A 14,097-nucleotide genomic window follows, 5' to 3' on the forward strand; every position below is an offset into this window, starting at 1 on the left:
GACCGTCCCGTTCGAGCCCGTCGATCATCGCAAACCGCGGCTCGTTCTACGGGACCATCGCGCGCAGTGTCGCGAGCGCGGGACGGACGTTCGCGAGGTACCGGGCCATCGCGTCCTGCACCTTCGGCCGGTCGAAATGCTGCCGCAGCCCTCGGGCCGTGTTGAGACGGGCGCGTTCGAGCCACTCCGCGATGTCCGGTTCCTTCGACCACATCCGGTCGGCGGACATCTCGACGAGCAGACCCCGCGCCCAGTCGAGCGGAACGTCGGGCAACCGGTTCGTCGGGCACAGCCGGTTCTTCTCGTCGAGGGGACGGCCGGTCGACTCCACGAACCCGACCATCGCGGCGTTGAACGGGACGAGCCCCGACCGGACGGGCTGCAGCGTGATCCGGCCGGGCGCGAAGATCGGCACGGCCGGTGCCGGATTCAGGCCGCGGGCGGCGCAGTGCACGTGCACCGCGTCCGGCACGGTCGCGACCGTGCCGCCGTCGAGGTGGATCTCCCGGCCGTCGAGGCGTCGTACATGCCCGAGCCGCACCACATCCCGGATCTGCCGCAGCATCTTCAACTCGGCGGTGCTCATCGTCGGCGCCTTGTACATCGAGGGTGTGACGCGGTCGTCGACCCGGAACAGCTGTTCGCTTGCCTCGAGCCGGGCGAACAGGTCGTCCGGCGAGGTCGCGTGCGCCGCCGATTCCAGTTGCCGCGCGATGCCTTCGATCAGATCGTCCACCAGTTCGCCGCCCTGCGCGAAGAACCGGTTCCGCAGCCACGCCTCCCGCGGCTTGATCCACCGGATCGCGTCCGGGTCGACACCGGTCTGCAGCAGCCACAGGCACGCGTCGATCGCGGTCTTGCCGGCACCGATCACGACGTAGCATCCGGCCGGTCCCGCCACGTGCGGCAACTCGCCGACGGGAATGCATTGGGCGTCCGGGGCGACGGCGAACGGCGGCGCAGTGGTCGCCGGGACCGCCGGTTCGAGATAGGTGGCGTCGACCACCGCCTCCCGGACCTTCACCTCGAAACACTCGCCGGACAGGCGCGAGACGAAGCGCTCCCCACCGACGTATTCGCACATCGGGAAGTACCGGACCGCACCGGAATCGAGCAACGACGTGCGCATGACCCGGTCGTAGTATCCGCAGATCTCGGCGGCCCCGGCCTGCTCGTACATGCCGGCGTTCGGCCCGGTCCGATCGATGGTGTCGGCGCCGAGCGGCAGCGAGTTCACCCCGTAGTAGGCCGACGGCTGGTGCAGCCTCACGAACGGGTAGGCATCGTTCCAGTGCCCGCCCGGCGCGTGCCTGCGGTCGACCATCACGACGTCGGCGTCGGAATCGGCGATCAGCGCGTCGGTGAACGCCATCCCGGCGGCGCCGGCGCCCACCACCAGGTAATCGGTGTCGAGGGTGTGGGTGACCATGTTCGTCCCGCTCTCCGTGCTCTCCCACGATCGCACGCGCTCCCGGGCCTGTCACGAGAACGGGCCCGGGAGCGCGCCGGTCACCACACGTCGCAGAAGTTCATCGCGAGGTAGTCGTGGGGCAGACCGCCCTCCGTGATCACGTCCCCTTCCCACCAGCGGAAGGTCTGCGCCGCGAAGCCGGTCGCGGCAGCGTGGATCTCCCCTTCCCGCGGGTAGTGGTATTCGACGTGGATCGAGTCGGCCGTCTCCGCCACGACCGTCGGGTGCAGCGCGCATCCGGTCGCGGTGCCCAGATAGCTACCGCGGTGGAACAACAGCAGATGTGTCGGCGACCAGCCGGTGGCGTCGACGATCCCGACCTGCGCGTAGCTCAGGTCGGTGCAGCGGTTGTAGTTGCCGTTGTACGCGTAGAGCCAGGTCGCGTCCGGAATCTGCTGCGGCGCAGGCATCTCGTCGATCGCCGCGAACACCTCGGGTGCCGCGAGATCGATCTGCGCGTCGCACGACGCGTCCTCGCGGAACAGCGGCGCCGGGAACGCGTCCCGCGCCGGAACGGCAGCCTGCGCATTCCCCACCGCAGTGCAGGCCACCACGATCGCGGCCGCGCTGCTCAGCAACGCGGCCGTGGTCTTCCCCCTCAATTCCCCATCCCTTCGTCGGATGCGCTCGCGTGTCGAGCACAGAGCGGGTATCGAACCCCGACGGGATTTCGTAACACCGCGGCCCGCACCCGGATCCGCGGCCGGGATTCCTATCTCGCGGGCGGACAGATCACCACGGGACATCCGCTGCGCTGCAGCACATCGCGGCCGACCGACCCGATCACCGCGCCGGCGAACCGGCCGCGGCCGTGACTGCCGACGCAGATCAGCTGGGCATCGGCGGCGTGCCCGAGCAGCGCGTCGGCCGGATCGCCCTCGACGGACACTTCGACGACGGGCACCTGCGGAAACCGCTCCCGGGCAGCGGCCAGGGCCTCCGGCGGCACGCCGCGGGACGGCTCGGTCACCCCCGGCAGCGAGAACCACGCGTGTACCGCCACCACGGAGGTCCCGAACAGTGCGGCCAGCTCGAACGCCACCAGCGCGACGCTCGCGCCGCGCGGTCCCGGTTCGATACCGACGACGACCGGACGCTCGTCGTCGGGAAGGCGGCCCGGCTGTCCCCGCCAGCTCGCGACCGGGCAGGAGGCACGTCGCACCAGGTCCTGCGCCGTGGACCGGCGCAGCAGTGCTTCGAGTGCGCCGCTGCCGCTTCCGCTGTGCCCCAGCACGACCAGGTGGGCGCCTGCGCTCGCGGCGGCCAGTGCCGTGGTGACCGGCCCGGATTCGACCCGGCCCTCGACCTCCAGCCGCGGAAAATACGCGCGCACGACGGTGACGACGTCGGTGACGATCGCTTCCGCTGCGCGATATTGCTCCTCGGCCAACGGTTCCCGACCACCCACCTCGGGCGCGGTACTCGGGCGGCGCCGCTCCGGCAGGACGTACACGACGTGGAGTCCGCATCGCCGACGCGCCGCGACCGCCGCCGCCCATTTCGCGGCATCGGTGGCGGACCGCGATCCGTCGACTCCGACCACCATCACGCCGTTTTCGGCCATGTGCACCGCCCGTTCACGGTTCCCGGAAGGTTCGACGGGACGAGAATACCGGCAGTGTCGCGGCGGACCTGACAGACTGCCGATATGTCGATCGGGTGGAGGGTTCTCGCGCTGTTCTGCGCGTTCGGGATACTGGCTGCGTGTTCGTCGTCGAACGGGTTGCAGGACACGGCGCGGACACCCGCCGGCGTCGAGAGCGCCGACCCCGCGCAGGCCGACGCGATCATGCGGATCGTCGAGCAGGCGATGGCGGACCGTCACCTGCGGGCGGTGATCGTCCGGGTCACCGAGGACGGCGAGGAGATCGTCACGCGCGCGGTCGGCGAGTCGATGACCGGGGTGCCCGCGACCCCGGACATGCACTTCCGCAACGGCGCCGTCGCGATCTCGTACATCTCGACGGTGCTGCTGCAGCTGGTCGACGAGGGCACGGTGACGCTCGACGACCGGGTGTCCCGGTGGCTGCCGGACATCCCGCACACCGACCGCGTCACGCTCGGCCAGCTCGCGCAGATGACCTCGGGCTACCCGGATTACGTCATCGGCAACGACGAGTTCGCGAACGCGATCTACGCCGATCCGTTCCGGTCGTGGACACCCGAGGAGCTTCTCTCGTATGCGACGTCGAAACCGTTGCTGTACGAGCCCGGCACCAACTGGAACTACGCGCACACCAACTACGTGATCCTCGGCCTGGCTCTCGAGAAGATCACCGGTAAGACCGTCGAAACGCTTGTGCAGGAACGGATCCTGGACCCACTGCAACTCGACGACACCCAGGCGACGCAGACCCCGGCGATCCCGGATCCCGTGCTGCACGCGTTCAGTTCGGAGCGCCGCCAGTTCCTGGGTATTCCTCCCACCACTCCGTTCTACGAGGAGACCAGCTTCTGGGATCCGTCGTGGACGATCACGAACGGCGCCGTCCAGACCAGCAACATCTACGACCTCCACGACACCGCGGTCGCGGTGGGCACCGGCCGGTTGCTCTCCCCCGAGTCGCACCGAGCGATGGTCTCGACCGATCTGCGCGGCAGGACACACGCACAACCCGGCTGCGCGACGTGCGCCGAACAGACCGAGGGCTACACGTACGGGCTGGGCGTCGTGATCTCCGGCGACTGGCTGCTGCAGAACCCGCTGTTCGCCGGGTACTCGGCGGTCGAGGCGTATCTGCCGGACCGGAAGATCGCGATCGCGGTCGCGGCGACCTACGGTCCGGAAGCGTTCGCCGACACCGGCGCATACTCGAATCAGGCCCAGGCCCTGTTCCGGGAGATCGGTGCACAGATCGCGCCGGACCACGCCCCACCGGCGCCGCCCGGGTAGGCGGCGCGTGCGACACACCGCCTGCGCGGCGAGCCGTTCGGTTGCCGACGTGCGAAGCTGCGGCGGGGAGTCCTGACGCGGGGGCCACAGGCGGGGGAGGTAGTGCGATGGCGGCAATGGACGCGATGGGTGCCTTGATGATGACGGCCGAGGAGCTGTCGAATCCGATGCACATTTCTGCGCTGATCGTCCTGGCACCGCCCGAGGGTGCCGGGTCTGCCTTCGTCGACGAGATCCACCGCGCGTGCCGTGTCGACGCGGACCTCCTCGACCCGCGGCTGCGCCGTCGTCCGCACCGCGGCGTCGACACGGGCGGGGCGTGGACCTGGCGCGACGCCGACCCGGACATGAGCGAGCACGTGTTCCGGAGGACGCTGCCGGCCGGTTCGGGCCGGGAGGCACTGTGGTCGTTCGTCGGTGACGTGCACGCCGAGCCGCTCGATCGGTCGCGGCCCATGTGGCAGGTGCACGTGATCGACGGTTTCGACGGCGATCGGATCGGATTGCTCGTCAAGGTGCACCATTCGGTGGTCGACGGCATCGGCGGCATCCGGATGATCGAGTCCTGGGTGTGCGACGATCCGGACCGCCGTGGCATGCAGTTGTTCACCGCAGAGCCCTCCCGGGAACGGGATTCGAGTGCCGGCACCCGGTTCCCGGGACCGCTCGCACTGGCCCGCTCGACGGTCGAGGCCGCGGCGGCAGGCGCGGACTTCGCGGTGCGGCTCGGCAAGGGTGGATTCCTGAACGTCTTCAAGGCGTTGACCGGAGGCAGCGCGACCCTGCCGTTCTCGGCGCCCGACACCAGGTTCAACGGCAGGCTCGCGCCCGCGCGCTCCGTCGCCGGGGCCGAGATCTCCCGTGCCCGCGTCCGCGCGGTCGCCCAGGAAACGGGCACCACCACCAACGACGTCCTGACCGCCGTCGTCGCCGGTGTGCTGCGGTACTGGCTGCTCGCCCACGACGAACTTCCCGACGAATCCCTGGTCGCGATCTGCCCGATCACGGTCCGGCCCCGCGACGCCGCCGCGGACGACGCCGCCGCCAATGCGTTCGGTGTCGCGCTGTGCACGCTCGGCACCGAACTGGACGATCCGGCGCAGCGGCTCGCCACCGTCCATCGGTCCATGTCGGAGGCGAAAGAGCAGGTCGCCGATCTCGGGTCGGGAGCGTCGCTGGCCGTGGCCCTGCCCGCCATCGCGCCGACGGTGCTGCTCCCCCAGATTCCGTTCGCGCCGACTCCGCGGCCGGCGTTCAACCTGGCGTTGTCGAACGTGCCGGGTCCGCCCACCGACCGGTACTGGAACGGCGCCCACCTCGAGGCGATCTACCCGGTCTCCACGGTGTACGACGGTCTCGCCCTCAACATCACCGTGTGCTCGTACGACGACAAGCTCGACATCGGGTACGTCGCGGGGCGAGAACAACTTCCCGACATCGAGACGCTCATCCCGCTCACGGAACGGGCGCTGTCGGATCTCGAAGCGACGGTGGGGATCACGCGGTAGTCGGAGACACTCCGATCGTATACGGACGTGATCGTAATCGAATTCCGCTGCGGTAAAGACGAATACGCAGCCGCGATATCCCGGGGAGGTCGCCAGATCCCGCATCCACGACACCTGCGCGACGAGCTGGTCCCGCGGATTCGGGTTCTCGCGAGCGACTCTTGCCGAAGCCACCGCGGCGCACGGCCGCGGGCTGCGCGTCGGCGGCGTGGTCGAGATCGAACTCGGCGCCGACCACGACGCGAACGGCACCTCGGTCCACGAGTGCGGAGAACTCGCCACTCGGCAGGGCCTGTCACCGAATCGGGACCGCACAAGAAACCCGAGCGGCATCCAGGGTTGCAATCACGCTGATTGTAATCCTCGACAGCGCGACGATCGGCCCCTACCGTTCACGATCATGTCTTTAGCGTTCCACTGGTTTCTTCCCACCTACGGCGACAGCCGCTCGATCGTCGGAGGTGGTCACGGCACTCCAGCAGGGAAAGCCGGTGGCGACCGGCGAGCGAGCATCGGCTACCTGTCCTCGATCGCCCGAGCTGCGGAAGAGTTCGGTTTCACCGGAGCGCTCACCCCCACCGGAGCCTGGTGCGAGGACGCATTCCTCACCACGGCGATGGTCGCCCGCGAATCCGAGAAGCTCGCGTTCCTCGTCGCGTTCCGACCCGGCCTGATCAGCCCCACCCTGGCGGCACAGATGGCCGCCACGTTCTCGTTGCACGCCCCCGGCCGCATCCTGCTCAACGTCGTCACCGGCGGCGAAGCCCATGAACAGCGTGCCTACGGCGACCACCTCGGCAAGGACGATCGCTACGCCCGCGCCGACGAATTCCTCTCCATCGTCCGGCGACTGTGGGCCGGCGAAACCGTGACCCACCACGGACAGCACATCAATGTCGACGAGGCGGCGCTCGCGACGCTTCCGAGCCCGGTTCCCCCGCTCTACTTCGGCGGATCGTCGCCGGCCGCGGGCCCGGTCGCCGCCGAGCACTCCGATGTGTACCTCACCTGGGGCGAACCGCCCGCCGCCGTCGCCCAGAAGATCGGCTGGATCCGCGATCTCGCCGCCGCCCGTGGCCGCACCGTCCGCTTCGGGATCCGGCTGCACGTCATCACCCGCGACACCGCGGAGGAGGCGTGGGCGCAGGCCGACAAGCTCGTCGCGGCCCTGGGTCCCGATGCGGTCGCCACCGCCCAGGCCGGCCTGGCCCGCAGCGAATCCGAGGGGCAGCGCCGCATGCTGGCCCTGCACGAGGCCAACCGGCGCAGCGGCGACTGGCGCGACGCCCGCAATCTCGAGGTGGCACCGAACCTGTGGGCCGGTGTCGGGCTCGTGCGCGGCGGCGCAGGCACCGCGCTGGTCGGCAGCCACACCGAGGTCGCCGACCGCATCGCCGAATACGCCGCCCTCGGCATCGACGAATTCGTGCTGTCGGGATACCCGCACCTCGAAGAGCTGTACTGGTTCGGCGAGGGTGTGTTGTCCGTGCTGCGCGAACGCGGACTGTTCACCGGTGGCATCGACACCACCGGAACCGGGAACGTGCCGTTCCTCGCGGTGGCGTCGAGGTGACCGCCGCACCGACCGCGGTCCGCATCACGAGCATCGACGACGCACTCGAAGTCGCCGCGCAACTGTCCGAAGAGTTCGCCGGCGATGCCGCCCGACGCGACGCCGAGCGGGAACTGCCGCACGCACAGATTCGGCAACTGGCGGCGTCCGGGTTGCTCGCGGTGACGGTGCCGCGCGCATACGGCGGTCTCGATGTGCCGTTCGAGGTGGTTGCGGAGATCTTCCGTCTGCTCGCGGCGGGCGATCCGAGCATCGGCCAGATCCCGCAGTCGCACTTCACGTTCCTCGAGGCACTGCGCACCCAAGGCAGCCCCGACCAGCAACGCTTCTTCTACGGCGAGGTGCTCTCCGGCGCGCTCCTGGCGAACGCGCAGAGCGAACGCGGACCGCATCCGATCAACGTCGACACCACGGTGCTGACCCGGCTCGGCGAAGACTACGTCCTGTCGGGCCGCAAGTTCTACAGCACCGGCGCATTGTTCGCCGACTGGATCATGGTGCGCGCCAGCCTCTTCGAAGGGCCCGGCACCCCGGATGCAAGCACACCGAAGGCGGTGGCGTTCGTTCCGCGCGACACCGAGGGGCTCACGATCGTCGACGACTGGGACGGGATGGGTCAGCGCACCACGGCCAGCGGCACCGTCACACTCGACCACGTGGTGGTGCCCGCGTCGTCGGTGGTGCCCTACTCTCCTGTCTTCGCCGGTCCGAACACCTACGGCTCGCAAGCCCAGCTCGTACACACAGCGATCGACGTGGGCATCGCAACCGGAGCGCTCCGCGAGGCGGTCGTCCAGGCAGGACGAGCCCGCCCACATTTCGAGGCGAATGTCGCTCGGGCCACGGACGATCCGCTCCTGGTTCAGATTGCCGGTGAAGTGACGGTGACGGTGCGGGCCGCGCAGGCGCTGCTGTCGGTGGCGGCCCGCGCGGTCGATGCCGCGCGCGCCGACACGACCGACGAATCCACGGCAATCGCATCGATCGAGGTCGCGACCGCGAAGGTCGCGGCCGCCCGGGCGGCCGTCGAGGCCGCGAATGTGTTGTTCGAGCTCGGCGGTACCCGCAGTGCGTCGGGTGCGGCGAATCTGTCCCGCTACTGGCGCGACGCGCGCACCCACACGCTGCACGACGCGACGCGATGGAAACTCCAGCACATCGGCCGCTGGACCCTCGACCGCACGCCCCCGCCCAGGCACGGGGTGATCTGAGCGCACGAAGTGGTCATTCGAGCAGTGCGGGAACGGCCGGGACGGAATTGTTTCGTCCCGGCCGTTCCCGTCTCCATAATGCCGCCGCACATTGCCGACGGCTCCTGCCTCGACAACGATGCGCTCCCTGACACGCCTCGGTATGCGACTGCGCAACTCCATGCGGCCGTCTCGTGATTTCACCATGCCCGGCGGCAGTCTGGCCGGGCGGCGTTTTCCGACACCGACGGGGACGATCTGCCAGGTACAGAGTTCGAATCCCGAGAATTTTTATTATTGGAAGTGACACAGAACAACGATTGAATCGTTACCCATGTCAACCGAACGCATTGCCGACCGGACCACGTTCGCCTACTGGGTGCCCAATGTCAGTGGAGGTCTGGTCACCTCGGACATCGAGCAGCGAACCAGCTGGGACTACGACTACAACGTCAAGCTTGCTCGCACCGCCGAGAACAACGGTTTCGAGTACGCCCTGAGCCAGGTGCGTTACGAGGCCAGCTACGGCGCCGAGTTCCAGCACGAGTCGACAAGTTTCAGCCTGGCGTTGTTGCTGGCCACCGAGCGGTTGAAAGTCATCGCCGCCGTCCACCCGGGACTGTGGCAGCCTGCGGTGCTGGCCAAGCTCGGCGCCACTGCCGATCAGCTTTCCGGCGGCCGGTTCGCCGTGAACGTCGTCAGCGGCTGGTTCAAGGACGAGTTCACCCACATGGGTGAGCCGTGGCTCGAGCATGACGAGCGCTACCGGCGCAGCGCCGAGTTCCTGCAGGTGCTCCGGAAGATCTGGACCGAGGACGACGTCGATTTCCGCGGCGACTTCTACCGAATCCACGACTTCACACTGAAGCCGAAGCCCGCGAACACGCCCGAGCGACCTAACCCCGAACTCTTCCAGGGCGGCAACTCCACCGCGGCGATCGCGAACGGCGGACGCTACGCCGACTGGTACTTCAGCAACGGCAAGGACTACGACGGCATCACCGCGCAGATCGACGAGTTGCGCGATGTCGCCCGTGCCCACAAGCGCGAAGTCAAGGTCGGGCTGAACGGGTTCGTCATCGCCCGCGACACCGAGAAGGAAGCGCGGGACACCCTCCGCGAGATCGTGGAGAAGGCGAACCGGCCCGCGGTCGAGGGTTTCCGCGCTGCTGTGAAGCATGCCGGCTCGTCCACCTCGGATAAGAAGGGCATGTGGTCGGACTCGACGTTCGAGGACCTCGTCCAGTACAACGACGGCTTCCGGACCCAGCTGATCGGGACACCGGAGCAGGTCGCGCACCGCATCGTCGAATACCGTCGTCGCGGCGTCGACCTCATCCTCGCCGGGTTCCTGCACTTCCAGGAGGAGGTCGAGTACTTCGGCGAGAAGGTCCTGCCGCTGGTTCGGGAAATCGAAGCCTCCGAGAGCACGGTCGAACTCGCAACCGTCTGAGCCCCTCGTTCCGGGCGTCGACAGCGATGCGCTGTCGGCGCCCGGCCGTGTTCCCCGGTCGATCAGCTCGCGTGACCTGTGAGACGCGACAGCGGGTGTGTCGTACCCCACTTCTGTGTAACAAGGGCGATAGCGTCACACGATAGAGAGGTCACACGCAGAGTTGGCAGGGGGTTCCCAGTGACTACAACCCAGAGGCGCCTGTTGTTCGTCGGCCATCCCGACGAGGCCGAGATCTCCCAGTGGACGTCCGTGCGAGATCTGGCCTCGCAGCAGGGATGGGAGACCACCCGGCGGTTCACGCCGGATCTGATCACGTGCGCGATCGCGACCGACGACGTACTGGGGGGCGTCTGCACCCCCACGGAGGCGTCGACCCTGCGCGCCGTGACCGCGTCGTCGATCCCCTGCATGCGCGCCGGGGACGCACTCGTTCAGCTCTTCGCTCGCGGCGACGTCGCGGACGCGACCGCCTGACCGGCAGCCTCGTCCGGCGAACGTCGGCGTGCAGGCACGCGGGTATCAGTTGTCGCGCGCGGTTTCCCAAAGCCCCATAAGGTTGCCCTCGGAGTCCTTGAAGTACGCCGCGAAACCCATCGTGCCCACGGGTGTACGGGGCGAGACGGTCTTCCCACCCAGTGATTCGATCTTTTCGAGTGCCTGATCGATGTTGTCGACGTCGATGGTGACGACCGGTGCAGCGGCTTCCCCTCGCTGCATCATGCCGCCGCCGATGTAGCCGGGTTCGGACGACATTCCGGTCTCGTCTGTCGGACCGGTGACGACGATCGTGTAGTCCATCTCGGGCATCTCGTTGATCTGCCACCCGAATGCTTCCCGATAGAAGCTGCGGGCGCGGTCACCGTCGTCGAACGGGATCTCGAAGTGCACAACTTTGCCGGACATGGCTGGTGCCTCCTTCTTGTGGGCCGCCGGAGGTGCGGCTTATTCCACGGTAGGACGAACGGTTGCGGTTCGTCACCGGTCACCGTGGAGACCGGCGGGGTCGACGAGCTCGACCGTCGCCCCCGTCACGGCGTCGAACAACGCCGCGGTGGCGGGGTCGTCCCGGTCGACGCCCCCCTCGTTCCGGGCGAGATTCGCCTCGAGAAATGCGCGGACCGGCGAGGCGTCGATGCTGCGTTCGCCGCGGCGGCATTCGTCGGAAACCGCGAACGTCATGAGGAACAGGTGCAGGACACGCTCACCGCCGGCCTGGATTGCCGGCTGGAAGTACGGAACCGGGATGATCTCGGCGCCGGCGGCCGCGTAGAACTTCAGGCGCCTCTCGGGGTCACCGAAGCCGATGTCGGTGTGGTGTCGCGGGTCCTCGACCTCCCCCAGGATCAACAGTGGATCGACGCGTCGCTGCCAGTCCGCGAGCACCGCCCGCAGGATCCTGCCTCCGATTCCGCCGCCCCGCCGCCCCGGCCGGATCGCCAGGTACGCGGTCAGCATGACCCGGCATTGCGGAAACCATTGGCCCACAGCACCACCGAGGATCTCTCCGGCGTCGTCGAATGCCACGGAGGCAACGGTGTCACCACCGGGATCGTTCAGGTCCGCAAGGAATTCGGCGCGCGGGATCAGTTCGGAGTCGGCGAACGACGGCGCGAGCACCGAATCGTAGAACTCCTCGATCTTCGATGCCGGAAGATCTCCGGAGTCGCGGACGTCGAGTTCCACAGTCACTCCTTCGCCGGGTGCGCGGGTCCCCGGAGCGGAGCCTACCGGTGCGCTGACGCGCCGGTGTGCCCTAATGGCGCCTCCCACCGCCACTACGGCACACCGGGGGTGTTTCAACCGGTGCCGTGGTGGGTACGTGAGCCGAGCAGAGGCCCGGTAGGAGGTCGTGATGAACGCCAACGTCGTCCAACTCGTGCTGCTGCTGGTGTTTGCGCTGGCGACGGTGGCCGTTCTGCAATGGCGGATGGCGCGGGCACGCAACACCCATCGGCACCCCGGCGCCACCGACCCGGGTCCGCATTTCCGGCCGACCGGGTAGGTCATCCGCGCGCGGTCGGCGATCGTCGCGCCGCCCCTACCGCTCGTGCGCGGTTTCGGTAGCGGGGGCTACCGAAACCGCGCACGAGGGCGAGGGGTCAGCTGAGGTGGTGCACCTCCTGCAGCCCGAACACCGGTGTCGGGATGCCCTCGTACCGGGCCTTGAGCTGCAGCGCGAGATACAGCGAGTAGTGGCGGGACTGGTGCAGGTTGCCGCCGTGGAACCACAGCCCCTCCTGCTGGGTCGGCTTCCACATGTTGCGCTGCTCGCCTTCCCACGGTCCCGGATCCTTGGTGGTGTCCGAGCCGAGACCCCAGCACTTGCCGACCTTGTCCGCGACGTCCTGACCGATCAGATCGGCGACCCAGCCGTTCATGGACCCGTAACCGGTGGCGTAGACGACGAGGTCGGCTTCGAGTTCGGTGCCGTCCTCGAGGATCACGCTGTGTTCGGTCAGCTCCCGCACGTTGCCGTGGGCGAGTTTGATGTCGCCGTTCGCGACGAGTTCGGATGCACCGACGTCGATGTAGTAGCCCGATGCCCGGCGCAGGTACTTCATGAACAGGCCGGAGCCGTCGTCGCCCCAGTCGTGCCGGAACCCGGCCTTTTCGAGCCGGTCGTAGAAGTCGGCGTCGCGTTCCCGGATCTTGTCGTAGACGGGGATCTGGAACTCGTGCATGATCCGGTACGGCAGCGACGCGAACGTCAGGTCGGCCTTGTGGGTGGTTACGCCGGCCGCGAGCGCCCGCTCCGAGTAGAGGTCGCCGAGGCCGAGCTCCATGAGCGATTCGGACTTGACGATGTGTGTGGACGACCGCTGCACCATCGTCACGTCCGCCCCGACCTCCCACAACGCACCGCAGATGTCGTGCGCGGAGTTGTTCGCGCCGATCACCACGGCCTTCTTGCCCGCGTAGGCGTCGGGTCCCGGGTGTCGGCTCGAATGGTGCTGTTCGCCCTGGAACCGGTCCATGCCCGGGAACGACGGAATGTTGGGCTTGCCGGACATCCCGGTGGCGATCACGAGCTGCTTCGGGCGCAACACCAGCGGCTGCCCGTCGCGTTCGATGTGGACGGTCCACTCCCCCGCCGCCTCGTCGTAGGACGCCGACGTGCACGTCGTCTTCGACCAGTACGGCACCTCCATGACCCGGGTGTACATCTCGAGCCAGTCGCCGATCTTGTCCTTCGGCGCGAACACCGGCCAGTTGTCGGGGAACGGCAGGTACGGCAGGTGGTCGTACCAGACCGGATCGTGCAGGCACAGCGACTTGTACCGGCCGCGCCACTGGTCGCCGGGCCGGTCGTGCTTGTCCAGCACCAGGGTGGGCACGCCGAGCTGCCGCATGCGGGCGCCGAGCGCGATCCCGCCCTGACCACCGCCGACGATCACGACGTACGGCTGGCGGGTGTACCCGAGTTCGCGTTCCTCCGCCTCGCGCTGCTCGGACCAGGTCACCCGGTTCCGGTCGGCACCGTGGGTGGTGCCGCGCGGGCGCCGCACGCCCTTGCCCTCCTCGTGTCCGGTCAGCTCCTGCAGCGTCGTGAGCAGCGTCCACGCGCCCTCCTCGACGAGGCGCAGGTGCCCTTCCCCGCGTCCGGTCGCCGTCTCGAACGCGATCCACGCGCTGACGACACCGTCCTCCTCGGTGGGTGGCTCGGTGGTGCGGAAGCCGCGTGGGTCGGTGTCGTCGAGCCGCTCGTGCAGCATGTTCGCGACACCGTCGCGGCCCTCGACCGTCTTGAGGTTCCAGGTGAAGGCGACCAGGTCGCGCCAGAAGCTGTCGGTGGCGAACATGCCCGCTGCGGCGTCGACGTCGCGGGAGGCGAGCGCGGCCTCGAAATCGTGCAGCCACTGGTCGACGCGTCGCTGCGGGTCGAGGCCCTGGTCGGTGGGCTGCTCGAGGATGTCGGTCATGGCGGATCCCCTTCCGGTCGTTGTTGTGATCCAGCACACAGCCGAGCACGGGGTTGCTGCAATCGTTGCATCACGTTGCACGGCGC

The 14,097-nt window shown here is 68.4% G+C and carries 13 protein-coding genes; 7 read left to right on the forward strand and 6 right to left on the reverse strand.

What is annotated here, in order from left to right:
• Positions 1–46: 46 nt before the first annotated feature.
• The 3 genes from M1M07_RS17455 to M1M07_RS17465 all read right to left on the reverse strand — a co-directional run bounded on the left by M1M07_RS17455 (position 47) and on the right by M1M07_RS17465 (position 3,035).
• Complete coding sequence (locus M1M07_RS17455; protein ID WP_197256235.1) at positions 47–1,429, reverse strand: NAD(P)-binding protein; 1,383 nt, start codon at positions 1,427–1,429, stop codon at positions 47–49.
• Between the two features lie 80 nt (positions 1,430–1,509).
• Entirely contained in the window at positions 1,510–2,073 is a 564-nt protein-coding gene (locus tag M1M07_RS17460) for an LppP/LprE family lipoprotein (RefSeq protein ID WP_231611488.1), read from the reverse strand.
• 110 nt (positions 2,074–2,183) lie between these two features.
• On the reverse strand, positions 2,184–3,035 hold the full coding sequence (locus M1M07_RS17465) for a universal stress protein (protein ID WP_197256231.1): 852 nt from the start codon (positions 3,033–3,035) through the stop codon (positions 2,184–2,186).
• 84 nt (positions 3,036–3,119) lie between these two features.
• On the opposite strand from M1M07_RS17465, the gene M1M07_RS17470 reads away from it, so the two are divergent.
• From M1M07_RS17470 to M1M07_RS17495, 6 genes are all read left to right on the forward strand, one after another.
• On the forward strand, positions 3,120–4,364 hold the full coding sequence (locus M1M07_RS17470) for a serine hydrolase (protein WP_197256229.1): 1,245 nt from the start codon (positions 3,120–3,122) through the stop codon (positions 4,362–4,364).
• A gap of 107 nt (positions 4,365–4,471) precedes the next feature.
• Positions 4,472–5,872, forward strand: a complete 1,401-nt coding sequence (locus tag M1M07_RS17475) for a wax ester/triacylglycerol synthase family O-acyltransferase (RefSeq protein ID WP_248675007.1) — start codon at positions 4,472–4,474, stop codon at positions 5,870–5,872.
• A 400-nt stretch (positions 5,873–6,272) separates the two neighbouring features.
• Positions 6,273–7,445, forward strand: a complete 1,173-nt coding sequence (locus tag M1M07_RS17480) for an LLM class flavin-dependent oxidoreductase (RefSeq protein WP_197256225.1) — start codon at positions 6,273–6,275, stop codon at positions 7,443–7,445.
• Positions 7,442–8,656: an SfnB family sulfur acquisition oxidoreductase gene (locus M1M07_RS17485; RefSeq protein ID WP_248675008.1), complete on the forward strand. Its 1,215-nt coding sequence runs from the start codon at positions 7,442–7,444 to the stop codon at positions 8,654–8,656. Before M1M07_RS17480 ends, M1M07_RS17485 begins: the two co-directional genes overlap by 4 nt.
• Before the next feature lie 313 nt (positions 8,657–8,969).
• Positions 8,970–10,088 (forward strand): dimethylsulfone monooxygenase SfnG, encoded by a 1,119-nt coding sequence (sfnG, locus tag M1M07_RS17490; RefSeq protein WP_197256221.1) that lies wholly within the window; start codon positions 8,970–8,972, stop codon positions 10,086–10,088.
• Between the two features lie 180 nt (positions 10,089–10,268).
• Complete coding sequence (locus M1M07_RS17495) at positions 10,269–10,565, forward strand: hypothetical protein (protein WP_197256219.1); 297 nt, start codon at positions 10,269–10,271, stop codon at positions 10,563–10,565.
• A gap of 45 nt (positions 10,566–10,610) precedes the next feature.
• Here M1M07_RS17495 and M1M07_RS17500 read toward each other — a convergent pair whose 3' ends face one another.
• Positions 10,611–10,994: a VOC family protein gene (locus M1M07_RS17500; RefSeq protein WP_248675009.1), complete on the reverse strand. Its 384-nt coding sequence runs from the start codon at positions 10,992–10,994 to the stop codon at positions 10,611–10,613.
• 72 nt (positions 10,995–11,066) lie between these two features.
• Positions 11,067–11,774 carry a hypothetical protein gene (locus M1M07_RS17505; RefSeq protein ID WP_248675010.1) on the reverse strand — a complete coding sequence of 236 codons (708 nt, stop codon included), beginning with the start codon at positions 11,772–11,774 and terminating at the stop codon, positions 11,067–11,069.
• Positions 11,775–11,943: 169 nt separating this feature from the next.
• On the opposite strand from M1M07_RS17505, the gene M1M07_RS17510 reads away from it, so the two are divergent.
• Positions 11,944–12,093: a hypothetical protein gene (locus M1M07_RS17510; protein ID WP_197250450.1), complete on the forward strand. Its 150-nt coding sequence runs from the start codon at positions 11,944–11,946 to the stop codon at positions 12,091–12,093.
• Between the two features lie 97 nt (positions 12,094–12,190).
• Here M1M07_RS17510 and M1M07_RS17515 read toward each other — a convergent pair whose 3' ends face one another.
• Positions 12,191–14,011 carry an NAD(P)/FAD-dependent oxidoreductase gene (locus M1M07_RS17515; protein ID WP_197250451.1) on the reverse strand — a complete coding sequence of 607 codons (1,821 nt, stop codon included), beginning with the start codon at positions 14,009–14,011 and terminating at the stop codon, positions 12,191–12,193.
• Between the last annotated feature and the right edge of the window lie 86 nt (positions 14,012–14,097).

Origin of the sequence: Rhodococcus sp. HM1, from assembly GCF_023218075.1 — a bacterium.
GTDB lineage: Bacteria > Actinomycetota > Actinomycetes > Mycobacteriales > Mycobacteriaceae > Rhodococcus.

Coding starts and splice junctions, on each gene's coding strand:
- M1M07_RS17470 (WP_197256229.1), top strand. CDS start 3,120: ATGTCGATCGGGTGGAGGGTTCTCGCGCTGTTCTGCGCGTTCGGGATA.
- M1M07_RS17475 (WP_248675007.1), top strand. CDS start 4,472: ATGGCGGCAATGGACGCGATGGGTGCCTTGATGATGACGGCCGAGGAG.
- M1M07_RS17510 (WP_197250450.1), top strand. CDS start 11,944: ATGAACGCCAACGTCGTCCAACTCGTGCTGCTGCTGGTGTTTGCGCTG.
- M1M07_RS17465 (WP_197256231.1), bottom strand. CDS start 3,035: ATGGCCGAAAACGGCGTGATGGTGGTCGGAGTCGACGGATCGCGGTCC.
- M1M07_RS17480 (WP_197256225.1), top strand. CDS start 6,273: ATGTCTTTAGCGTTCCACTGGTTTCTTCCCACCTACGGCGACAGCCGC.
- M1M07_RS17455 (WP_197256235.1), bottom strand. CDS start 1,429: ATGGTCACCCACACCCTCGACACCGATTACCTGGTGGTGGGCGCCGGC.
- M1M07_RS17500 (WP_248675009.1), bottom strand. CDS start 10,994: ATGTCCGGCAAAGTTGTGCACTTCGAGATCCCGTTCGACGACGGTGAC.
- sfnG (WP_197256221.1), top strand. CDS start 8,970: ATGTCAACCGAACGCATTGCCGACCGGACCACGTTCGCCTACTGGGTG.
- M1M07_RS17515 (WP_197250451.1), bottom strand. CDS start 14,011: ATGACCGACATCCTCGAGCAGCCCACCGACCAGGGCCTCGACCCGCAG.